Genomic DNA, 25,090 nt, shown 5'->3' with positions numbered 1-25,090 from the left:
TTGCTTTGTGTTTTTTATAAGTCTTCTTTTTTTTTGGGTTTTGCAAAGTAATAACCTTGAAAATATTTACATCCTAAGTTCAAAAGTTTCTCATATATTTCTTTAGTTTCAACTCCCTCTGCGATTACCTCAAATCCAAATTGGTTTCCTATTTCTAATATGGCAGCTACTATTGTTTCATCACTTTTATTTGTAACAATATCATCAATAAAAGATTTATCAATTTTTAATTCATCAACTGGAAGTTTTTTTAAATATGCTAAAGAAGAATAACCTGTTCCAAAATCATCAATAGAAAGAGTTAATCCTAATTCTTTTAGATAATCTATTTTTTCTAAAGCTTTATCTGCATTTTTTAATAAAAGACTTTCTGTGATTTCTAATCTTAGCAAATTAGCATTTATTTTATATTTTAAGATAGCATTTTTAATCAAATATTCAAAATCATCTCTTTGAAATTGACTTAAACTAACATTTATGGAAATTCTCCAATGTTTTTTTTCTTTATCATTTTGCCACTCTTGTAAAACTTTTGCAGTTTCTTCTATTAAACAATGTCCAAATCTTATAATTAAACCACTTTCTTCAGCAATTGGAATAAATTCGGCAGGACTTACAAATCCTAACTCTTCATCTTCCCACCTTGCAAGAGCTTCTACTCCAATCACTTCTTCTTTTGAGTTTACTTGTTTTTGAAAATGAATATTTATCTTAGCATTATTTATTGCTTCTCTTAATCTTTGTAAAACAATGGCTTTTCTTTCCAAAGACTTTTGTAATTTTGGGTCAAAAAAACCAAAATCATCTCTTCCTTTATCTTTTACAAAATACATTGCTGTATCAGCTCTTTTTAATAGTTCATGAAAAGAAATATCTTCATTGAACATTGCAATACCAATACTTGCACTAAGTTGGTATTGATTTTGTTTTACTGTAAAGGTTTCTTTTATAGTATTTAATATTTTTTTTGTGATTTTTTCTATTTCTTTTTTTGCTTCTTCTTTGTTTTTTTTATAAGTATTAACTAAAATAATAAATTCATCTCCACCAAATCTTCCTATAAAGTCTCCTTTTTTTAGTAAATTTTCTAGTCTTTTAGCACATTGGATTAAAATAAGATCTCCAATAAGATGACCTTTTGTATCATTTATAGTTTTAAAATGGTCTAGGTCAATAAAAATAAAAGAACAATAATCTGAATGTCGTCTATTATAAGAAATTAAATTTTCAGTTTTTCTTTTTAATAAAGTTCTATTTGGTAAGAGAGTTAAACAATCATAAAAAGCTAATTTTGATATCTCTTTTTCTTTTTCTTTAATTTTACTTATATCTATAACTGCAGAAATACGAATTGTTTTACTATTTAAAGTTATATTTTTACCTCTAATTAATGCAGGAAAAGTTGTTTTGTCTTTTTTTAACATTAGAGCTTCATAAGGTTCTTGGTCTGAATTATTTATAGCTTCTGAAACTACATGAAGTGATTCACTGGCAATAAAACTAAGGGCATCTTTACCTATCATTTCTTCTTTTGTATAACCTAATAATCGAGGTGCAATATCATTTACATTAATACATTTTTTATCCATATTGTAAATAATTAAAGCTTCGATTGTTGAGTTAAATAAAGCTTCAAAAGTTTCTAGTGTTTTTAATTGTTGTTGTTCTACTTCTTTTTCTAAATTTTTCTGTGTGGTAATATCAATCCCAACTTGAACTTTGATTAATTTATTTGAATTGTGACTTTTAATGATTCTATCACTAAATAAATAAGTTTTTTTATTGAATTCATTTGTATGTTCCCATTTATAAGAGTGATTAACTTCTTTTTTTTCATTATTATTTGTTGGGCATTCTATACAAGGTCTATTTTTATTTTGTAGAGATTTATAACATTTTTGCCCAACAATATTTCCAAACTCTTCTTTACATTTTTTGTTTGTATATAATATTTCATAGTTTTCTATATCTATAGCATAAACTAAAGCATCAATTTCATCTACAATAAAATCGAAAGAATTTTTAAGTAAACTTGTGGGCATTTTATTTCACTTTTTATACTACAAGATTATTTTCTTGTGTTTTTATTTGATCTCTTTTAAACTCTTTATCATTTACACTATCAACAATCATTTTTGCAATACCATCTGTTTGTACTGCAACTTCGTGGGTTTGTGTTGCAATAGCAGCATTTTGTTGTGTTTGTTGGTCTAAAGAGTTAATAGCATCATTTATTTGCTCAATTCCTAGTTTTTGTTCTTGACTTGCCATTTCAACATCTGAAATAAGTTTTGTTGTATTTGAGATATTATCATTTAATGTATCATAACCTTTAATCATATCATCAGTTATATTTTTTCCAAAACTTGCTTTTTCTGTTGCATCTTCAACTAAATCTTTTATTTCTTTTGCTGCTTCAGCAGATCTATTTGCAAGATTTCTAACTTCTTGTGCTACAACTGCAAAACCTTTTCCAGCTTCTCCTGCTGTTGCTGCTTCTACTGCTGCATTTAATGAAAGAATATTTGTTTGGAATGCTATTTGGTCTATTACTGATATTGCTTCATTTATTGCTGTTACCTTATCATTTATTTCATCCATAGCTTCTGTTGTTTGGTTTGCTAATGATTGTCCATTTGTTGCTGCACTTGTCAATGATTTTGCATATTCTGACATTTTCACTACAGTTTCAGTATTATTTACTATATTACCTGTAATTTGTTCTAAAGCAGCAGCAGTTTCTTCTAAAGCAGCAGCAGCTTCATTTGAATTTACATTTAAAGTATCTACATTTTGAATAAGAACATTTGAACTCTCATCTAAGGTAGTTCCATTTTTTTCACTTTCTATTAACATTTCTGTAATAGACTCTCCTAAACCATTAACTCCATTTGCAAGTTTTAATAAATGCTCTTTTAAACCTTTTTGGTCAATTTTATTTAAGTAGTTATATTGACTATATTGTTCTAAAATAGTTAAAACATTATCAATATTACCTTCTAAATTATTAGCCATTTTATTTAAGACATCTTTTAGTTGCATTAAAGCAGGATTACTTACTTTCATATGTAATCTTTGGCATAAATCACCTTGTTCAAACTCACTTAAAACTGCAATAGTTTCATCAATAAGTATTCTATCTTCTTCTATTGATGCCTTTGTTATACTTATATTTTGATTAACAATTTTTGCCATTTGTCCAAATTCATCTTCTTTTGAATCATTTAAGAGTTTTGTATCATTTACTTCTCTATTTAAGTATTTAAAAAAGCTTTCTAATCCATGTTTAAAATCATCTAGTGATGAAATAACTTGTTTAACAATCAATGTTGAAGCAAGGATAAATATAATAGTAAAGAATAAGGCTAATAAAGAAAGAACAATTTCCATTTCTACAATTGATTCTTCTTTTAGTTTTATGGCACTTTTATTTATCTGTAATAAAAGTTTTTCTAATTCTAATCCTGAATTTGTCATATTTTTGATTACTTTAGAGTAATTTTTATCATCAATATTTTCTGTTTTGATTTTTGCCGCTAATTGAAAATTTACTAAATATTCTTGCAAGGTTTTTAGAATTTTATTTGATAAGTCTCTATTCTCTTTTTGACTTAATGAATCTCTAAAAGTTGCAATATCTTTATTTAATAATTTTAAACTCTCAACTACTTTTTGTGATTTTTCTTTATTTGCTTGTGAAAGAAATTGATAAACTAAAATTCTTGTTTTTAATATATCTTGAATAAATATTTCAGTTTTTAAAGCTGCATTATTTCTTGATTCTGATATCTTAAAATAATAACTGAATGTAACAGCAGATATAAGTACTATTAATATAAATAATACAGGAAAAAAAATTAGTTTAGCCTTTGTTGTTAGCCTACTTAGCATTGTATTGATACTCCTCTTTGTTATTTTGGGAATCTTATCTTATCTTATCTTATCTTATAATTAAAGTTAATAGTAATTTTGATTAATCTTAAAAATAATTAAGAATTGTTACTATTTAAAAGAGGAAGTTCTCCATAAGATTCTTTAAAATCATGGAGTAAAAGTATCTCTAAGTTTCTAAACTGTTTTGTTTTTATTATTCTAAAATATATACTATTATTATTGAAATAATTTTTTATTTTTGTAGTATGCCCTTTTTTATTTATATATTCGTTTAACCTTTTATATAAATTCTTTGTTGAACCTATGTATATAGTTGTTGAACTTTTATAGGTATAATTAATATCTTGATTACTTACTAATTCATAAACAGCTTCTATATTTTTATATTTTAATAAATTTTCACTACAAAGAATTTTTCTTGAAGTAAAATAAAACTCAAATCTTTCATAGTTTGTATCAACTCTTTTATACATATTTGGAATAAAATACCTTTTTCTTATTTTTGAAATTTGTACACTTGATATGTCTGTAGAAAAAAATTTATTTAGTTTCTCTTTTAAAAGTATATCCGTTGCAAAGGGGTAAATATTAATTATATATTTTATTTGAATATATTGTATGAAATGTTTTTTAGGAGTTAGAAAGGATAGATTGAAAGTATTATTGTTTTTGTCTTTATATTTTGTATTATTTAAAATTAGACTTATTAATGGCTTTGATAAATAGTTATTAAATAGTTTTTTATGGGTATTAAGGATTTTATCATGGCTTATATACTTTATATCTTTTAAATCATTAGATATAAAAAAAGCTTTTTGTAGGGATTCGATTGTTTTTATAAGTTCATAGGTTTTTTGGTTTTTTATATTTATATTTAATAAAGAGTTGACTTTGCACTTATTCTCATATTCAAATTTTATTAAATTGTATTCATTTAAGAATTGAAGTCTTCCATTTTCTAAAATAATAAAAAGTTCATTTTGAACACTTATATTTTTTTTAAATTTATCTAAGTAAATATTTTTAATCTCGTACTTTTTTAAATTATCATCTTTTAATATATCTTTTATAAAGTTGATATAGGTTTTATTTGTATATTTGTAAAGTTTATTTGTAAAAATATTTAGTAAGTAATTATTCGTTTTTTCCAAGAGACATCTGCATTTTCTTGGAATTATAAAGTATTAATTATTAATTTAAAATATCAAAGTACAAAGCCTAAAGCTTTGTACTTATAAATATTATTTTTTTGGATAAGTCATTTCTTCAGGTTTTACATATTTATCAAACTCTTCTTCGCTTAATAATCCAAGTTTAATAGCTTCTTCTTTTAATGTTGTTCCATTTTTATGAGCTGTTTTTGCAATTTTTGCTGCATTTTCATATCCAATATATGGATTAAGTGCTGTTACTAGCATTAAAGAATCATTTAAATATTTATTAATATTTTCTTTGTTTGCTTCTATTCCTACTGCACATTTATCATTAAAAGCAAGCATTGTATCACTTAATAATTTTATAGCTTGTAAAATATTATAAGCAATAACTGGTTTAAATACATTTAGCTCAAAATTACCTTGACTAGCTGCAACTGAAACTGTTGTATGATTCCCCATAACTTGAACTGCAACCATAGTCATAGCTTCACTTTGTGTAGGATTTACTTTTCCAGGCATAATTGAGCTTCCTGGTTCATTTTCAGGAATATTAAGTTCTCCAATTCCACATCTTGGTCCTGAAGCTAACCATCTAATATCATTTGCTATTTTCATAAGATTTGAAGCTAAAGCATTTAAAGCTCCACTTAAAACAACTTCCCCATCATGTGCAGTTAAAGCATGGAATTTATTTGGATGTGATTTAAAGCTATATTTTGTATTTGTTTGTTCATTTAATACTTCACAAACCATAGGTGAAAAATCAGGATGAGAGTTCAATCCTGTTCCAACAGCAGTTCCTCCAATAGCAAGTTCAACTAAATATTTCATACTATCATCTACTTGTAATAAAGCTTTATCTAACATATCAACATAGGCTGATAATTCTTGACCTAATGTAAGTGGCGTTGCATCTTGTAAATGTGTTCTTCCAATTTTTACAATATCTTTAAACTCTTCACTTTTCTTTTCAAATGTTGTTTTTAGTTTATTAATTGCAGGTATTAATTGCTTTTGTAGTTCAAGAACAAATGCAATTCTCATCGCAGTAGGGTAGGTGTCATTTGAACTTTGTCCTTTATTTACATCATCATTTGGATGTACAGCTTTTTCTTTTCTAAAGTCTTTCCCTAAAATCTCACTAGCTCTATTTGCCACAACTTCATTCATATTCATATTTGACTGAGTTCCTGAACCCGTTTGCCAAACTACTAAAGGAAAATTCCCTTCTAGTTTCCCTTCTATTACTTCATCGCAAGCTTGTTTTATTGCATCACATTTTGTATTATCTAATCTTTCTAATTTATTATTAACAATAGCGCAAGCTTTTTTTAAATAAGCAAATCCTTCTACAACTTCTTTAGGCATTTTTTCATTTCCAATTGGAAAGTTTTCTACACTTCTTTGTGTTTGAGCTGCCCAATATTTATCATTTGGAACTTGCATTTCTCCCATAGTATCTTTTTCAATTCTATAATTCATAAATTATCCTTTAATAAATTGTTAAAAAAAGATTATATCAAAGTTAAATTTAATTGCAATAATTATTATCAAAAATATAAGAAGAAAAAAAGGAAGAGTGAAATATAGAAACAATAAGAGAAAAATCTCTTATTGTATTTATTTAATACTTCTCCATTTAGCTGGACCAGTTGTATGAATAGAAGTACCTTCTGTATCAACTGCTACAGTTACAGGCATATCTTTTACTTCAAATTCATAAATTGCTTCCATTCCCATTTCTTCAAATGCTAGAACTTTTGCATCTTTAATAGATTGTGAAATTAAATAAGCAGCTCCACCAGTTGCAATTAAGTACATTGATTTATACTCTTTAATTAAATCAATTGTTGGTTGCTTTCTTTCAGCTTTACCAATCATCCCCATAATACCAATTTCCATCATATCTTTAGTAAACTTATCCATTCTTGTAGAAGTTGTTGGTCCTGCAGGTCCAACTTTTTCATCTCTTACTGGATCAACAGGTCCAACGTAATAAATAAATCTACCTTTTAAGTCAACACCATTTGGAAGTGGTTTACCAGCATTTTTATACTCAACAATTTTTTTGTGAGCTGCATCCCTTGCTGTTAGAATTTTCCCTGATAACAATAAAGTATCACCAGATTTAAATTGAGATAAATTTTCTTTTGTTAAATCTTCAATATTTACTCTTTTTATTGTATCCATTGGAAGTTCAATATCTGGCCAAAGATCTAAATCAGGTTTGTTGAATTTAGCTGCTCCATTTCCATCAAGTTCAAAATGAATATGTCTTGTTGCTGCACAGTTAGGAATCATAGCTACAGGTAAAGAAGCTGCGTGACATGGATAATCTAAAATTTTAACATCAAGAACTGTTGTTAAACCACCAAGCCCTTGCGCTCCAATTCCTATTTTATTGATATCTTCATATAATTTGAGTCTTAATTCTTCTAGGGCATTTTGAGGACCTCTTGCTTTAAGTTCATGAATATCTACATGTCCCATTAAAGCTTCTTTTGCAAGTAGCATTGATTTTTCAGGGTTTCCACCAATACCAATACCTAAAATTCCTGGAGGACACCATCCTGCACCCATTTGTTCAACATTTGACATTACCCAATCATAAATAGAATCAGATGGATTTAATACTGCAAATTTAGATTTGTTTTCACTTCCTCCACCTTTAGCTGCAACTGTAATATCAAGTTTATCAGAGTTTGCATCTACTGAGTAGTGAATTACTGCTGGAGTATTGTTTTTTGTATTTTTTCTTTCACCTGCTGGATCAGATACAACAGAATATCTTAATGTATTATCTGGATCAGTATAACCTTTTGCTACACCTGCATTTAAAAGTTCTTCTAAGTCTTTTGAAATATCTAAATCGGCTTTTAAACCAACTTTGATGAAAATATTTACAGAACCAGTATCTTGACATAAAGGTCTATGTCCCATTGCACACATTTTAGAGTTTATTAAAATTTGACCTATTGCATTTTTTGCTGATTCAGACTCCTCTTTTTCATAAGCCTCAACCATCCCTTTTACGAAGTCTTCTGGATGATAAAAAGAGATGTATTGACAGGCATCTGCAATACTATTAATAATATCATTTTCAGTAATCTTTCCCATTCTATAACCTTTTGAATAAATTTAAACTTGATTATATCCAATTAGTGTTTATGATATGAAGTGCTAGTTTAAGAAATCTTATTTCTAATATATTTTAGTTACTCTTATTCACATATACTTATTTAAGAGGTAGTTTTATAATTGTTTGAGCTCCAAGGTATTGCTTCTTTTCATAAGTATAACTTATATTCATCATTTCAATTTGACCTCTCATATGTTTTACAATAATCTCTTGACTCATATATAATCCTATACCTGTTCCTTGAGATTGATGTTTTGTTGTAAAATATGGTTCAAAGACATGTTCTAAGACTTCTTTACTTATGCCTTTTGCATTATCCTTTATTTCTATAAACAAAAAGTTATTTTCTTCGTAGGTTTTTATGAAAATAAGTTTATCTTCTATTTTCTCTTTTAAAAGTTCATCCCTTGAATTATTTAAAATATTGATTAAAACTTGAACTAATTCTGTCTGTATTCCATAAATTTCTGTTTTTCCTATATCTTTTATTATCTTTATATCATAGTTTTTAAATTGAACATTAATAAGATTAAAAGTATTTTCAAAAGCTTCTTTTATAGAAAACTCTTTTTTTGATTTATTACTTGTAAAAAAGTTTCTAAAATCATCAATAGTTTTTGATAAGTATTGAGTAGAGTCATTTATATAATCTAAATTTTCAAAAAGTTCTTTATCATCTAATTCCCCAATCTCTTTTTTTAGTTTTATACCTGTTGCTGCAGTTGAAATTAAAGATAGAGGTTGTCTCCATTGGTGGGCAATATTCCCTATCATAGTACCTATTGCTGCCATTTTTGATTGTTGTGCTAAGATATTTTGTTGATGAGTAATCTCTTCAAGGTTTTTTCTAATTTGTTCTTGGTATTTATCAAATCTATTTTCTAAGAATTTTGATATTCTTACTGAAATCATTAATAAAATAATAGTGAAAATAGAAGAAAAGATAAAAAGTCTTAGTACATCATTTTCAAATCTATTTTCTAGAATTTTTCGTTGTCTTTCTATTATTTTATTTACATCTTCTTCATAAAAGCCCATACCCATAACCCATTGCCAATTAGGAATATTTTTAATATAGCTAGTTTTTTTTGCTGGTTTATTAGTTTTTGGTCTTTTGTTTTGAATATAATTTATATAAGTAGAGTCTTCTTTTCTTGCTTTGCTAATTAAATTTTCAACAATTTTATAACTAGTTCTATCGTTATAGTCTTTGGCATTTTTATTAATTAAAGAAGCGTCCTTATGTAGTAAATAATTTTTATCATAATCAAAAATAAAGATATACCCTTTTTTTGTATACTCATGATTTAGAAGGTGGTCTAAAACTTGTTTCTTTATATCATTTTTAAAATCATCAATATATTCACCTGTTCCTATATACCAATTATAAGGTTCAAATTTTTTATTAAAGCCTAGTTTTTTATACTGGGTTTTCATATCACTTGGTTTAAAATACCACCACTTTAAAAAAGATTCATTTTTATTTTCAAGACTTTTTATTATATTTCTTGTTAGATATAAACCCTTTCCTTCTTTAAAGTTATAAAAGTTTGTTCCTTCTAATTGTGGTGCTAAAGGTAACATAATACACTCATAATCAAAAGAATATATGAAAAAATATCCTCTACCATTGTTAAATCTAATAGTTCTTAATGCATCAGTTATCATTTTCTGAACTCTTATTTTATCTAAGTGTTTATTCTCTTTATAAATATTCATTGCAATGTTATAAGCTTCATAAACTTTCTCTTTAAGATTTTCTTGAAGCTTTTTTTCTGTTGTTTTTTGTTCATTTTTTATATATCTATATGTGGCTTCAATTTTTTCTTTTATATTTAATTTATTTTTTTCTATATATTGTTTTTCAATTGATTTCTTTTCTTCCAAGAAAGTATTCTTATAATTAAAATATAAAGATACAAAAATTATTAATGATAAAGAGATTATAAATACAATAGGACCGTACTTTATTATATTTAAAATTGTTAATTCATTTTTATTATTCATATCTATCCTTTACTAAATTATATCCTAAAATAGTAAAGAAATTAAATGAATATTCTATTTTATAGTATGATTATTTAAAGAGTTAATAATAAATAATGTTAAATCTTCTGTAAAGGTTTTAGAAATTGAATTCATAGTTACAACATACTCTTTTGTGGTATTCTCAGGAAGTTTTTCTAAATATGAAAAAGTTTGAAAATATGTCTTTTTTGATTTATTATCAATTAAAAAAACTCGTATTTCTAAACTTGCAAAGGAGTTGTTTTTTATATAGATATGTTCAAAGCTTATAAGTTCACTTAAAAGTTTGTAATCACTTTTTAGTCTTAAATCTGAGCTACTTACATATTCAAATATTTGAGTTTTATTTAAATAACTACTTATTAGCTGTTGAATCATTCTTGAAGGTTCATCACTCCATTTACTTAGAACATATGATGATTTATAAATATTGTCTTTTATATAATTCATTGCTTTTGTATTTAAACTATTAATTACTTTTGGTTCATATACTTTAAGACTTTTTTTTGTGTTTAGTTTTGATTTTTTAATTTCTTTATTATTTAATCCTATAGTATATGTTTTTTGAGGAGGGAGTTCTTTTGTTAAACTAAAGCATCCTGAAAATAAAAATAAAAATATTACTAAAGTTAAAATTCTAAGGAAGTTCATTCTTCTCTCCTGGTCCATATTCTAATGCTCTAGTATTAAAAATCATATTCCCTCCATTTTGATTAAATTCATCTACTGTTGAGTCAATCTTTTCTAGTGTATTTTCTACTTTATTTAAAATCACATCTAGATTTTGAGTAGAGTTCGTAGTATCTCTTAAATCAGAAATTAATAATCTAATATCACTTTCAATAACTTTTTTTGCTTCAATGCTTAAGCTATTAAAATTATTTAAAGTATTTTCCACATCATTTTCTACCATATGGTCTATATTTTCTGTTAGCTTTTCAATTTTTTCTAAAGTATTTGATAATGAGCTATCTACAAGAGTATTAATCTTTGTAATTGTAGTATCAAAGTTTTTTGAAGCTTTATTTGTATTATTTAAAATATTTTCAATGTTTTTTAGATTTTTATCATTTAACATTTTTTCAAAACTTTTTAGTACTGATTCTAATTTTATACCAATACTATCAGCATTTGTTGTTAACTTTTCAATGAAAGATTTTTTTAAAGGAATTATTGCAAATTTTTTATTGTCTTTAAATAGTGGTTTTGCTTGTTGCGTACCTCCATCTATTTCAACAATTTTATTTCCTGTTACACCTTGTGATTGAATTATTGCATAACTATTTTCTTTTATAATATTTGGGTTTGTGATTTTTAGTATAATTTCAATCTCTTCTAGGTCTTGGGAATTTATTCTTATTTTTTCAATAGTTCCTATATCTAAGCCCTTATAAATAACAATTGAGTTTTCTGTTAAACCTGAAATGGAGTTTTTACTATAAAGTCTAAACTCTTTTGCATTGATTTTATCAATGTCATATCTTGCTAACCAAATAACAAATGCAATCATAGCACTTGCAAAAATAATTAAGAATAGCCCAACAACTGTATATCTAGCTTTATTTTCCAAGAGTTTTATCCTTTGAAAGTTTTAAAAACTTGTTAATTGTATCGTTATTTAGATTTAATGCCTCTTCATAGGTTCCTGAAAAAGCTATTTTTGTATTTGAAATAATAGAAAATCTATCTAGTACATTTCTAATAGTATTTAATTCATGGGTAATAATTACAACAGTTAAATCTAGCATTTCTCTTAAATCTAAAATTAAATCATCAAAGGCTTTTGCACTAGCTGGATCTAATCCTGAAGTAGGTTCATCTAAAAAAAGTATTTGTGGATCTAAAGCTAAAGCTCTTGCAAGTGCAACTCTTTTTTTCATTCCTCCACTTAGTTCTTCGGGATAAAGTTTTCCTACTTTTAAATCTAGTCCTACCATTTTTAATTTTGTATATGCAATATCATTAATTAAATCTTTTGGTAGCTTCGTATACTCTTTTAACATAATACCAACATTTTCTACAACATTTAAAGAAGAGAATAAGGCACCAAATTGGAATAAAACACCCCAGTTTCTTTTTATAAACTCTCTTTGTTTTATTTTTAATTTATTGATATTTTGTTCTAAAATAGTTATTTCACCTTTTTGTATTTTATCTAACATTATGATTTGGCGAAGTAGAGTAGTTTTCCCACTTCCACTACCTCCCAAAATACCATAAATTTCACCTTTGTTTATTTCTAAGCTGATATTATCATGTACCATTTTATCATTAAAAGAAGTAGAAAGATTTTTTACTTTTATCATTTTAAAATCCTAACTCAATTGATAATAATGAAATTAAAGCATTAATAATAATCAACCAAAAGATAGAATCAACAACTGCTTTTGTTGTATATTTCCCTATATCTGTTCCACTTTTTACTTGAAAACCTCTATAACATCCTATTAGAGCTATTAAAAGACCAAATAATGGAGCTTTAAAAAGACCTAATAAAATATGTCTAACTTCAACGTATTCATAAATTCTATCAATAAATTGGGTGTATGAAACACCTAAGTGTATCTTTGTAATTACCATTTCTCCTAAAAGTGAAGAAATATCTGCAAAGAAAACTAATAAAGGCATAACTATTACTAAAGCTACAATTCTAGGAATCACTAAAAAAATATCAGGATCAAAACCCATTGTCTTCATTGCACTTATTTCTTCTGTTATTTTCATAGTTCCAATTTGTGCAGTATAAGAAGAAGCACTTCTTCCTGCAACAATAATTGCTGCTAAAAAAGGTGCAATTTCTCTAAACATTGACATGGTAGACATTTCAATTACAATAATTGCTGCTCCAAATCTATTTAATTGGTCAGCTCCTTGGTAAGCAGTTACAAAACCTACAAGAAAAAGAGCAAGGGCAATAATAGGTAAAATATGAATAGCTGCAATTTCCATTTGATTAATAGTTGCTTTAAATCTATATTTTGATGGATTGAAAACTAAATATATAAAAAAAGTAAAAACTCTTCCAATAAAAGACATAAAGTCAAGAAAACTATTTTTATTAGAAATTGCTTCTTTACCTATGTTTTCAATAAAATTACTTTTATACTCTTTTGTACTTTCTTCATGTGTATAGTTTGAAGAGTATAAATTAAGCATTTTTTCATGTTTTTTTGAAATATTTTTCAAATTTACTTTTGATGTTTTTTCTATAAGTTTTATATATTTTATTAAAAGTATTATTCCTGAAGAATCAATATTTTTTAAAGAAGAAAAATCAAAAGTAACTTCTTCCTTATTTAAAGAGAAAAAAAACTTTTCTAATTCTTTTATTTTTTCTTCTAAACTATGATATTCCCAATTATTGTTTATGTAAAAAGTTTTCATATTAAGGTCTAAATTTATCAACTATTTCTTTTACTATTTTATAAACCTTTTCAATAGAATTTATTTCAACTGATTCTTTATTTGAATGGGGATTAAAAATATTTGGACCAATAGAAGCTAATTTCATATGGGGAAATTTATCTTTAAAAATAGCACATTCTAAACCTGCATGAATTGCTTCTAATGAAGCAGAAGAATCATAAGTTTTATAAATATTTAAAACCTCATTTGTAAATTCATTTACATCAGGTTTCCACGCTGGATATTTTCCTGCTGTAGTGACTTCAAACCCAAAAGTTTCAAGTAGAGCACTTGTTTCTTTTTTGATTGTTTCTAAATTTTCATTGTCCATTGATCTTGCACTTAATTCAATGTCAATACAGTCAATATTTGTAGTGATTTTTGCTAAATTAATAGAGTCTAAAACTACATTTAAATTTTCATCATAAGCTCTTACTCCATTGGCAAATGTATAAATGAAATTAGTAATATCACTATTCCAAACAGTAAGATGTTCGCTTTTAGTATCTATTTTCTCTATACACACAAAATCTTCATTGAAATTTTTTGGATAAGATTTAAAGGCTACTATTGCTTTTACATTTACAGGGATTGAATTTATTCTTTCTCCTGCATTTATGTCTAACAATAAACCACTATTTTCCTTTACAAGTTTTCCAAACAGTTTAATTGCATTTGGTCTATTTTCTTGAATATTAACTCCACTATGACCTCCTGGTAAATTTGAAATTTTTATTTCATATAGCTCATAATTATCACTATTTTTTATAATTTCTTTATTAAAGGTTTTTCCAAAAATATCAACTCCCCCTGCACACCCAATACAGATTTCACCTTCTTCTTCACTATCAATATTTAACATATATTTTGCATTTAGTTTATGCTCTAAATTGTTAGCTCCAATAAGTCCAATTTCTTCATCACTTGTAAATAAAAATTCACAATCATAATCTTGTGACATAAGGTTTAACATATAAGAACATCCAATTCCATTATCTGCTCCAAGAGTAGAATTCTCTGCTTTAAAAAATCCATTTTCTTCAATAATTTTTGGAATACAATTGTCAATTAAACAAACAATATCATAATGGTTTTGAATACATAATATTGCTTTTGAATCTATTTTTTTACATAAAATATTATTGTAATTATCTATTAAGCATTCATAATTATACTTGTTTGCAAACTCTTTTATATAGTTTATAAAATCATTATAGTTTCCACTACATCTATTTAAGTTTGTAAGTTCTTTAAAGATTTCTATTACATCTTTCACTTATAATACCTTTTTTGCTAAGATTATATCAAATTGTTTTTAAAATAGAAACTACAGTTTTAAGCTATTTATAAAGAGTTTTTATTATTATAAAATTTATTTAAAATAAGGGAATTTAGATGATTATTGACTATAAAGAAGTAAATGACTTAAATCGATATAAAATTATGTCAGATACTGTTGTTCCAAGACCTATTGCTTGGATTGTTACAGAAGATGATGGAGTAATAAATGCTGCACCATTTTCTTATTTTGTTCCTCTTTCAAGTAATCCTGCTGTAGTAATTGTATCAATTGGAGAAAAGGAAAAAGGTGTACCCAAAGATAGTTTACATAATATTTTAAAACATAAAAAAGCAACTATATGTTTTGTAAATAAAGAAAATACAGAGCAAGTAAAGCTTTGTGCTAATAATTTAGATAAAGAAGATAGTGAAGTGCAAAAGTATGAAATTGAAGTAGAAAGACCACTTAATGACTTTCCCCCTATGATAAGTTCAACTCAAACAGCACTTTTTTGTGAGTTTTACCAAAAAGTTGATATTCCTGGGAAGACAACACCAATAATACTTGAAGTAAAAAAACAATATATAGAAGATGGAAGATTAGATGAAAGATTTCATGTTCATGTGGAAAATGTAGGAAGAAGTGGAGCTTTTTTTAAAGCTATGGTTGATTTGTAGAAGTAAAAACTTCTACAAATATATTTTATAAAAGAATTAAAGGTTTTATTAAATCTTTTGGTTTATCTTTCATTAATAAAAGTGCTTCTTCTACACTTTCTAAACCTTTAAAAGTATGTGTTACTAGTTTTCCTGGGTTCAATCTTCCTGAAGTTACTAATGAAGCTAATTTCTCCATTCTAAGTCTACCTCCTGGCATTAAACCACCAACTATTGATTTATGACTCATTCCAAATCCCCATTCAACTCTAGGAATATTTACAGAGTCTCCTTTTCCAAGATAGTTTACATTTCCAATTTTTCCACCAGGTTTTAATATTTTAATTGCTTGAGCAAAAGTATCAACTGTTCCTCCTGCAATAATTACTCTATCTACTAATCCAACTTTTTCTAAAATTTGTTCAGCAATATCTCCATCATGATAATTTATAATTTCACTTGCTCCAAATTCTTTAGCTAAGGCAACACAATTTGGTCTTGACCCAACAGCATATATTTCAGAAGCTCCTCTAATTGAAGCTGCTGCAACAGCCATTAGTCCTACAGGTCCAATACCAATGACCACAACTTTGTCTCCAAATTGGATATCAGCAAGTTCAACTCCATGAACGCCTGTTGGAACCATATCTGCAAGCATACAAGCACTTGCTAAATCCATTCCTTGAGGTAATAAAGCAAGATTACCATCTGCATCATTTACATGGAAGAACTCAGCAAAAACTCCATCTTTAAAATTTGAAAATTTCCAACCAGAAAGTAAACCTCCTGAGTGCATAGAATATCCACCTTGGGCTGCTAATGAGTTCCAATCTGGTGTAATTGCTGGAATTAAAACCTTATCTCCAACTTTAAAATCTTTTACTAAAGAACCAACTTCTACAATTTCTCCTACAGATTCATGACCTAAAATTAGTTCATGTCTATCTCCTAGTGCTCCTGCCCATACAGTATGAACATCAGATGTGCATGGAGCTAAAGCAATCGGACGACATATTGCATCCATTGGACCACAATTTGGACGTTCTTTATCTACCCATCCAACTTGTCCTATACTCATCATTGCAAAACCCTTCATAGTAACTCCTTAAAAAAATATTTAAAAGGATTATATATTTAAAATAAGTTTATGTCAATATAAAATCTAAAAAAGAATACTATTATTTAAAGAAAGTTCGAAGATCAGAGAGAAAAAAAGTTTTTAATTTAGTTAGAGTATAAACTCTAACTAAAGTTCTTTACCTTCAAATTTATTTTTATTAACATTATTTACTACATCATTTGCAATACTATTTGTATGTCTTGCAATGCCATTTGTTTTATCGGCAATTGATGCATTTTCTTGAGTAAACTGGTCTAATTGTCCCATAGCATCAGCAATTTGTGTCATTCCAATTGATTGTTCTTTTGCTGCATTTGAAACATCATCTATTAAACTATTTGTTTTTGCAATCTTTTCTTCTAATTGGTTAAATCCTTCAATCATTTTACTACTTATTGATTTACCATTATTTGCCCTTGCTGTTGCATTTTCAACTAAATCTTTAATTTCTTTTGCTGCTTCAGCTGATCTTGATGCTAGATTTCTAACTTCTTGTGCTACAACTGCAAAACCTTTTCCAGCTTCTCCAGCTGTTGCTGCTTCTACTGCTGCATTTAGTGATAGAATATTTGTTTGAAATGCTATTTGGTCAATTACTGTGATAGCTTCATTAATAGTCATTACCGTTTCATTTATTTCATCCATTGATTGTACTGTATTCGTTGCTAATTCTTTACCTTGGTTTGCAGAAGTTTTTGTTTCATTTGAAATACTTAACATTTCTTGTGCTTTTTGGCTTGTACTTTCAATATTACTAGTAATTTCATCAATTGAGGCAGCTGTTTGCTCTAAACTTGCTGCTTGTGAAGTGGCATTACTACTTAATGTTTGAACATTTGATGTAAGTTCGTTAGAACTTTTTTGTAATGACAAACCATCTTCTTGATTATCTTGAAGCATACTAGTCATCATTCTATTCATTTCAATAAGCTCTTTTCCTATTTTCCCTGATGTTTCAATTTCAAGTTTAGCAGTAAAATCTCTTTGTGTATATTTTGCAAGAATATCACTTATTTTATTTAAATCTTTTCCAATAAGTTCTTCTAGATTTGAAAGCATATCATTTAATAAGTTTTTCAATTCATTTAAAGAATCATTTGAAGTGGATGCATCTATTTTTTTATCTAAGTATCCATCTGAAACTCTATTTACAATAGTTTTAACATTGTTAATTAGTTTATTGTCTTCTTCTATACCTACTTTGATTTTTTCAATATTACTATTAATATCTTTTGCCATTTTTCCAAATTCATCATCTGAAAATAGAGCTATTTCTTTTGTATCTTTGTCTTCTTTATTTAAATATTTAAAGAAAGAACTTAGTCCTGAACTAATTAAATCTAAATTTATTTTTAACTTTCTAATACTTACGTAAATTACTAAAGCAATAATTAAAATACCGAAAAGTGAACCAACAATAGAAAAGTCTCTAATATAGTTTGCTAATGATAAATATTCTTCAACAGGAGCTAATACTACAAAAGTCCAAAATTTACCTGTGCTACCTATTTCAAAAGGTTTTGCATAATAATAAGATTTTATATCAGTATCTAATGATTCTTTTATAAATGAGTAATCTAATCCTTTTTTACTATCATTTACTATTTTTGTAAAATCCTTATCATTTTTTGAGAAATCTAGAATTTTTTTACCTAAATAGTCTTTATTTGGATGACCTAATACCATTCCATAGTAATCTAATAAAAATGTATAACCTGTATCATATACTTTTTTTGATGATGACATTTTTACAAAAGTATCAAGGGATATATCTATACCCATAACACCAACATAAGTGCCATTTTTATATAAAGGAATAGCTACTGTACTCATTAAAACATCTTTTCCATTTACAGGATATAAATAAGGTTTTGTTATAAAAAGTTTTCCACTTTCTTTAGGACCTTTTACCCAAGCATTTTCTTCATTATAAGTAGAAGAACTTTGTAATATTACTTTTCCACCTTCTCCCCTTGTAATATAAGGAGAAAATTCATTATCTTCTGTATACCATGATTTAGGAGAGTTTTCAGCAATATCTCTAGGTTCAAAAAGTAGAGTCTTATCTTTCATCCCCCACCAAATACCTATTAGTTGAGAATTATCTTCTAATATTGTACTTAACATGGCAATTACTTCTTTTTTATTAAGAATAGTGTCATGATTTATTGCTTCTTGGAACTTTGTTTTTAAAGCTTTTAGCAGTTTTACTGAAAGATTTACTTCCCCTTGTACCTTTGAAGCATAACTATTGGATAATTCTTGTATATACTGTTGCGCACTTGTTTGTGTTGCTTCATAAGAATATTTAGTAACAAAGAATATAGTTAAACTAAAGACAATTAAAGTTGTACCAATGATTGAAAATAGAAGTTTATTTCCAAAACTCATTTTATTACTTTTTAACATTTGTTTACTCCTAAATGTATTTATACTCTAATTATAGCAAAGAAAAGTATCAAAACAGTAGCAATTATATTTAAAAAGTATCCAAATTATGAAAAAAAATTATAAGATTAACTTATTCTATAAAAATGATTGTAAATATTAAAATCACAGTTTTTACTGTGATTTTATTCTACGATTTGATGTAATTTACTACATTTAGAAAGATGTAAATCCATTCCTGACATATCTTGCATTATATCTTCAAAAGAATGAAAGTGTGCATCATAAACATAAACAAAAATTTCATCACCTTTTTCTAAAAAATGAGTTTTCCCAAAATCAGTATAAGCAGTTGCTCCTGCAGCTATTAAAAGACCTTTATACTTATTCATATATTTTATAAAAGGTTTAAGTTCTTCTAATGGTCCCATATCTTCTTGGGTATTAAATTTATCAATCATCCAATCTTTTAATTGTTTAAAAAAGTAAGAGTATGATCTTACTGCACTAACTGTTCCATAATCTTTTAAAATTCCATTTCTTCTAATGAAAGAAGCAATATGATATTTATTTAAAATTCCATCTTCTTCAAAAGAATCAATTTTTATTAAATCATTTGAAATTCCTTTTGAGTTCTCTCCCCAGTTTTTTTTAGTACTTAATTTATTTCCATCTTGAATTCGATTTGAACAGTCATTAAATGCTCCAAAATATTTAGGAATAATATCTATTAATTTATCATTTTCATATACAAAATCACAAAGTAGGGCAACTTCAGCTTCAACTTGAAGATGTTCTATATTGTTATGATTTACTTTATCTGAACTAATAGGAAAGTTACCTAAAAAACTGTTATGATTTGGAATATAAAAAGGGAAAAGTCCTTTTGGAGCATCTTTTTCTTCTGTTTTTATAACAGAAAATTCGTCAGCTTCTCCTGCTTCACCTAAATGATTTGCAAAGTTTCCTGCAACACCAAAACCTAAATAATCTTTTAATTCTTCAATATTTAAATGATATCTATTCATTTTTTTACCTCTTTTGTTTTATGTTGACAATAAGTTTTTTATTTTGGGTGATTGTTTAAAGTGAGAGTTTTGAGAAGTTTTACTAAGTAGTTATATTGTCTAATGTTCTACCTGGGAGTAAATCTAATCTCACTTGAATTTCTGACCTTGACTATGGCTAAGAGTTTCATTTTTTATCCTTTTTTTATTTAAGTTAGATAAGAGAAAAGTCTCTTATCTAAAATTTAATGGCATTTTATACTATTTATCTTTAAATTATGCAAAAAATCTTTTTTCAACATCATCTAATAATTTAGCACCAGAGAATTTTGCTCTTTGAACTAGTTCCCAGAAATATCTATAAGTTGCTCTATCGTGTAACTCACCATCATATTGAATTGGTCCCCACTCAGCATCTTGTGCAGCTAATAAAATATTTTGTGCAGCTTCTAACTCAGTAAAGTCTGGTTTCATTGCATCAACAATAGCTTGTACTTGTGTTGGGTAAATTGACCACATTCTCATAAATCCAAACTCATTTCTAGCTCTTTGGGCGTCTTTATAAGTTTGGTATGGATTTTTAAGGTCTAATGTTACATTGTGTGCAGGAATAACATGATTTTGAATAGCAGCTTGTGCAACTTTTGCTTTAGCAGCTGCAATTAATCTATGGTCAAATTGACCTGGACTTCTCATATTAATTGCAGGAATAGCACCTTGGTATCCTGATACAAAGTCCATTAAACCAAAATCTAATACTTGTAACCATGGTAATGTAGCGATTTTTTCAACATCTTGTAATGCACCATGAGTCTCAATTAAGATATGAATTGGAATTTCTCTTGAAATACCAGCTTCTTTTGCCACTTTTTGAACATATTCAACTTGAGTTTTTACATCTTCATAAGAAGTAGATTTTGGTAATGTAATATATGCTAATTTTTCACCAGCTCCTGGTACTAAAATATCAACATCTTGTCTCCAATCTGGATGAGAGAAATCATGGATTCGTGTACCTGCCATTGCATATGGATTATCTTCTGAATTTACAACTCTAACAATCATTTCTGCATGTTCAACTTCTTTACCAGTCTCAGCTCCATCTTCACAATCACAAGTGATATCAAAAACAGGTCCAAGTTTTCTTTGCATCTCAAAACCTTTTTTGATTAGCTTTTCGCTTCCTGCAAAGTGCTCACAAGTAGGAATAATCGGTAAAGATTTTCCAGATTCAAATAGTGCTTCATTAGGGTGTGTCATAATAAATTCCTTTTTTTAATTTCGTCCCTCAATTTAAAAATGGGACCTTTTATTCTTTGTCTTCTTTTTAACACGGGAAATAAATTCCCGTTAAAAGAAGCAAAACTCTAAAGGAGACAACGAGTTGTCTCAACAATTCTAATTAACTTATTTTTTTGTTTTTTTCTTTGGGATTACAACAGTGTAATCTAAATCAAGTACTACATTTTTTAAGTACTTACCATCTTCACCTTTTGGTGTTTCAATCTCTTGGGGTTTTTGATTTTTAACAGCAACTGTTCTTAATCTTAATAAACCAATATCATCTCTTTTATGATCAATAGTATCAATCACTTCTGTGTATGCATAGATAGTATCTCCTGCATATGTTGGGTTAGCATGAGCTCCACTATTAATAGCATACATCCATTGTGCATTTTGTAAGCCATTAAATGAAATTGCTCTTGCCATAGAGATAACAATTCCACCATACATTAATCTCTCTTTCATAGGAGTAGATTTCATCATATGGTCATTGAAATGAACCTTCGCATTGTTTTGGTATAACTTAGTTGCTAAAGTATGGTCACTATTATCAACTGTAATACCCTCTGGGTGATTTAGTCTTTCACCTTTTTCATAATCTTCAAAAAAGAAGCTTCCACCAGAAGCATTAGTATCAACACATTTGATTTGAGGAATATTAATCTCATCTAAAATTGGAGTTGATTCTTTAAACTCTGGGATCTCTTTGATACCTGTAGTTGTAGTCTTATCTTTTTTATGAACCATAACCCATCTTTTGAAGTTAAGTACTTCTTCATTTTTTTGGTTTACACCAATAGAGTGAACATAAACAACTCCAGATTTACCATTTGAATTCTCTTTTAATCCAATCACAGTTGAAGTCATAGAAACTGTATCTCCAATATAAACTGGATTTGGGAATGAAATCTCTGCATAACCTAAGTTAGCAATGGCATTTAATGAAATATCTTGTACTGACTTTCCAAAAGTTAAGTGGAACATTAGTACATCATCAATTGGTCTTTTCTCATAACCCATTTCTTTTGCTACTACATCAGATGAGTGTAAAGAAAATCTAGAACCAGTGAAAGCGATGTATAAAGATACATCACCATCAGTGATTGTTCTAGGAAGAGGGTGTACTATTTTTTGTCCTATTGAAAAATCTTCAAAAAAGTTTCCCATATTTATCTTATTAGACACGTCTCTCTCCTTATTTATCAAATAGGTTTTGACCTAATGATTTGTATGTTTCATAAAGAGTAATCATTTTTTTAGCCCATTTGATTCTTGAACCATCAACAAGTTTATTGTTGTGCATAATTACTTCTTTTCCTTGCTTTTTAGCTTCTTCATAAGAGTTAATCATCTCTTCATACTCTAAAACTTCAGCTTGTTTTGGCGTAAAGATATCATTGATATACTCAATTTGAACAGGATGAATCAGTGATTTACCATCAAAACCTAAATTAAATGCATCTTTAGTTGAATCTTCGCAAGCAAACTCATCATGAACATCAAAATGTGGTCCATCAATAACAGTTTTACCATATGCTTTAGCAGCAAGTGCAACTTGTGATAGGTAATTAAACATTGCTTTAGAACCTTTTTTAATATCAATTTGAAGTCTATTTGCTAATTTATTTGAACCAACTACTACAACTTCAAGTCTATCACTGGCAGCACAAATTTCTTGAATATTTAATACTGACATTGGAGTTTCAATCATAATCATTAATGTTAGCTCAGGATTAACTTCATCAATAATTCTTGCTGCTTCTAGAACATCTTCTTTTGAGTCAATTTTAGAAAATAATAAACCATCAAGTTCAATCTCTTTTGCTAACTCAATATCTTTTTGTAAGTCTTCACTCCCTAAATTGTTGATTCTTAATATTCTTTCAGATTCACCAAACTTACAACCTTGGTTTTTATACACATCTTTTACAACTTCTCTTCCAACTTCTCTTTGCTCATGCAAAATAGCTTCTAGGTCAAATATCACAGTGTCAGCAAGTACAGATTTAGCTTTTTCTACATTATGTTTATTGTATGACGGTACGAATAACATAGATCTTCTAGCTTTATATTCTATTACTTCTTCACCTTTTGAGTGTGCAAGCTCTTCTTCATGAATATTTTTTACAAGTTGTTTTCTAAGAACTTTACCATTTTTAGTTCTTGGATAATCTTTCATTGCAAAAATTTTCTTTGGTGCTTTATATTTTGCAAGATTATCTTGAGAATATTTTAATACTTCTTCTTGTTGTTCTTCATTTAATTCTTCATGTCCAATTACAGCAATAGCTACTAAAGTTTTATCTTTTGCAAGTTCAAAACCAAATGCTACACAATCTGCTACTAAAGGATGAGTTTTTACAACCCTTTCAACTTCATGTGGTGATACTCTAAATCCAAAAGTATTGATAATATCATCTTTTCTACCAATAAACCAGATGTATCCATCTTTATCTTTTTTTGCATAATCTCCTGTAAAGAAGTATCCATCATGTTTAGCTTTTGCTGTTTCATCTTCAAGTTGCCAGTATTCTAAAAATAAACCTGGGTCATCAATTCCAATACAAATCATACCTTCTTCTTCAACACCAACTTCTTCAAGTGTTTCAGGATTTAATAATTTAACAGTATGCCCTGGCTGAACAAAACCAGCACTTCCTGGTCTAATTGGATTATTAACAGAGTGTGAAATGTAGTATGAACACTCAGACATACCAATTGCTTCAAAGATATCTTGTTTAAATCTTTCTCTCCATAATTCAATCATTTCAGTTGATAAGTGCTCCCCAGCAGACATACAATATCTTAAGCTAGGGCAATTCTCAATTGTGAAATCTGTTTTTTGGATAATTTGTCTATAAATTGTTGGTACACCAATAAAAATTGTACATTTATGTTTTTTAATCAAATCAATCCATGTAGAAGCATCATTTGCACCTTCATATGCAATTACAGTATGTCCATTAAATAATGGATCCATTAATGCAGAACCTAATACATATGTCCAGTTAAACTTACCAGAGTGCATGATTCTATCATTCTCTTTAAAATTAAACCAATATTCAGTAGCAGGAGTTCTTCCAACTAATGATCTATGAGAATGTAAAACACCTTTAGGGAAACCAGTTGTTCCTGATGTATATACTAAGTATGCAGGTTCACCAGCTTTTGAATTATAATGATTAGGTGTTTTATCTGTATTTTTCAAGATATCATTTAAGGCATAAACTTTAATACCTTTAGGTTTATTTAAATTTTCAACACTATCTGTTGCTGCAACAATAATTGTTTTTAAGTTATCAAGATTTTCTAAGTATGGAACTAAGTTTTCATACATAGAAGCTGATAATACAATTGCACTTGCTTGTGAGTCTTCTGCTAAATATTTAACTTCAGAACCACTTAAAAGTGTTGATGTTGGTACAGCAATAATTCCTGCTTTAATACTTCCAAAAAATGAAATTGGATAAGCTAAAGAATTTTTTAGACAAACTAAAACTCTATCTCTAGCTCCAATTCCTATAGATGTAAGGAAGTTACAAACTTGGTCAGATTTTTCAGCTAAATCTTTATAAGTTATTTCATCAGTTCCTAATTTATCATCTTCAATAATCATTGCAGTATTGTTTTCTTTTTTTGTACCAAGATGTGCAGATGTACAAGCAACACCAATATTTAAAAATTCTGGTACTTCGATTTCAATAGTTGAACTCATATTTATTAACTCCCT

At 27.5% G+C, this 25,090-nt stretch carries 18 protein-coding genes; 1 reads left to right on the top strand and 17 read right to left on the bottom strand.

The window, feature by feature from the left end; genetic code table 11:
- Positions 1 to 14: 14 nt before the first annotated feature.
- The 11 genes from CP965_RS03050 to CP965_RS03000 form a co-directional block, all read right to left on the bottom strand.
- Positions 15 to 2,042: a sensor domain-containing protein gene (locus CP965_RS03050; RefSeq protein WP_129060582.1), complete on the bottom strand. Its 2,028-nt coding sequence runs from the start codon at positions 2,040 to 2,042 to the stop codon at positions 15 to 17.
- A gap of 13 nt (positions 2,043 to 2,055) precedes the next feature.
- The gene (locus tag CP965_RS03045; RefSeq protein ID WP_129060581.1) at positions 2,056 to 3,891 is read right to left on the bottom strand and encodes a methyl-accepting chemotaxis protein; all 1,836 of its coding nucleotides are present in this window, start codon (positions 3,889 to 3,891) and stop codon (positions 2,056 to 2,058) included.
- A 98-nt stretch (positions 3,892 to 3,989) separates the two neighbouring features.
- Positions 3,990 to 5,045 (bottom strand): GIY-YIG nuclease family protein, encoded by a 1,056-nt coding sequence (locus tag CP965_RS03040; RefSeq protein WP_129060580.1) that lies wholly within the window; start codon positions 5,043 to 5,045, stop codon positions 3,990 to 3,992.
- 90 nt (positions 5,046 to 5,135) lie between these two features.
- Positions 5,136 to 6,533, bottom strand: a complete 1,398-nt coding sequence (fumC, locus tag CP965_RS03035; protein ID WP_129060579.1) for a class II fumarate hydratase — start codon at positions 6,531 to 6,533, stop codon at positions 5,136 to 5,138.
- Between the two features lie 138 nt (positions 6,534 to 6,671).
- Complete coding sequence (locus tag CP965_RS03030; protein ID WP_129060578.1) at positions 6,672 to 8,168, bottom strand: fumarate hydratase; 1,497 nt, start codon at positions 8,166 to 8,168, stop codon at positions 6,672 to 6,674.
- A 118-nt stretch (positions 8,169 to 8,286) separates the two neighbouring features.
- Positions 8,287 to 10,197 (bottom strand): sensor histidine kinase, encoded by a 1,911-nt coding sequence (locus CP965_RS03025; RefSeq protein ID WP_129060577.1) that lies wholly within the window; start codon positions 10,195 to 10,197, stop codon positions 8,287 to 8,289.
- 54 nt (positions 10,198 to 10,251) lie between these two features.
- Positions 10,252 to 10,869: an ABC-type transport auxiliary lipoprotein family protein gene (locus CP965_RS03020; protein WP_164970982.1), complete on the bottom strand. Its 618-nt coding sequence runs from the start codon at positions 10,867 to 10,869 to the stop codon at positions 10,252 to 10,254.
- A complete protein-coding gene (locus CP965_RS03015) occupies positions 10,856 to 11,788 on the bottom strand; it encodes an MlaD family protein (RefSeq protein ID WP_129060575.1) in 933 nt (310 codons plus the stop codon). Before CP965_RS03015 ends, CP965_RS03020 begins: the two co-directional genes overlap by 14 nt.
- Positions 11,778 to 12,524: an ABC transporter ATP-binding protein gene (locus CP965_RS03010; protein ID WP_129060574.1), complete on the bottom strand. Its 747-nt coding sequence runs from the start codon at positions 12,522 to 12,524 to the stop codon at positions 11,778 to 11,780. Before CP965_RS03010 ends, CP965_RS03015 begins: the two co-directional genes overlap by 11 nt.
- Before the next feature lies 1 nt (position 12,525).
- Complete coding sequence (locus CP965_RS03005) at positions 12,526 to 13,602, bottom strand: MlaE family ABC transporter permease (protein WP_129060573.1); 1,077 nt, start codon at positions 13,600 to 13,602, stop codon at positions 12,526 to 12,528.
- A gap of 1 nt (position 13,603) precedes the next feature.
- Positions 13,604 to 14,899, bottom strand: a complete 1,296-nt coding sequence (locus CP965_RS03000; protein ID WP_129060572.1) for a M20/M25/M40 family metallo-hydrolase — start codon at positions 14,897 to 14,899, stop codon at positions 13,604 to 13,606.
- A 119-nt stretch (positions 14,900 to 15,018) separates the two neighbouring features.
- Between CP965_RS03000 and CP965_RS02995 the strand changes: the two genes are divergently transcribed.
- Positions 15,019 to 15,582: a flavin reductase family protein gene (locus tag CP965_RS02995; RefSeq protein WP_129060571.1), complete on the top strand. Its 564-nt coding sequence runs from the start codon at positions 15,019 to 15,021 to the stop codon at positions 15,580 to 15,582.
- 25 nt (positions 15,583 to 15,607) lie between these two features.
- On the opposite strand, the gene CP965_RS02990 is transcribed toward CP965_RS02995, so the two are convergent.
- The 6 genes from CP965_RS02990 to CP965_RS02965 all read right to left on the bottom strand — a co-directional run bounded on the left by CP965_RS02990 (position 15,608) and on the right by CP965_RS02965 (position 25,075).
- Entirely contained in the window at positions 15,608 to 16,657 is a 1,050-nt protein-coding gene (locus CP965_RS02990; protein WP_129060570.1) for an NAD(P)-dependent alcohol dehydrogenase, read from the bottom strand.
- 150 nt (positions 16,658 to 16,807) lie between these two features.
- On the bottom strand, positions 16,808 to 19,090 hold the full coding sequence (locus CP965_RS02985) for a methyl-accepting chemotaxis protein (protein ID WP_129060569.1): 2,283 nt from the start codon (positions 19,088 to 19,090) through the stop codon (positions 16,808 to 16,810).
- Positions 19,091 to 19,254: 164 nt separating this feature from the next.
- The gene (locus CP965_RS02980) at positions 19,255 to 20,097 is read right to left on the bottom strand and encodes a DUF5718 family protein (RefSeq protein WP_129060568.1); all 843 of its coding nucleotides are present in this window, start codon (positions 20,095 to 20,097) and stop codon (positions 19,255 to 19,257) included.
- Between the two features lie 255 nt (positions 20,098 to 20,352).
- On the bottom strand, positions 20,353 to 21,336 hold the full coding sequence (locus tag CP965_RS02975) for an HpcH/HpaI aldolase/citrate lyase family protein (protein ID WP_129060567.1): 984 nt from the start codon (positions 21,334 to 21,336) through the stop codon (positions 20,353 to 20,355).
- A 147-nt stretch (positions 21,337 to 21,483) separates the two neighbouring features.
- Positions 21,484 to 22,545: a MaoC family dehydratase gene (locus CP965_RS02970; RefSeq protein ID WP_228712660.1), complete on the bottom strand. Its 1,062-nt coding sequence runs from the start codon at positions 22,543 to 22,545 to the stop codon at positions 21,484 to 21,486.
- Positions 22,546 to 22,555: 10 nt separating this feature from the next.
- On the bottom strand, positions 22,556 to 25,075 hold the full coding sequence (locus CP965_RS02965) for an aldolase/citrate lyase family protein (RefSeq protein WP_129060566.1): 2,520 nt from the start codon (positions 25,073 to 25,075) through the stop codon (positions 22,556 to 22,558).
- Positions 25,076 to 25,090 lie beyond the last annotated feature (15 nt).

Origin of the sequence: Halarcobacter mediterraneus (assembly GCF_004116625.1) — a bacterium.
GTDB classification, from domain to species: Bacteria; Campylobacterota; Campylobacteria; order Campylobacterales; family Arcobacteraceae; genus Halarcobacter; species Halarcobacter mediterraneus.
This window is presented reverse-complemented; position numbering and strand designations above follow the sequence as displayed.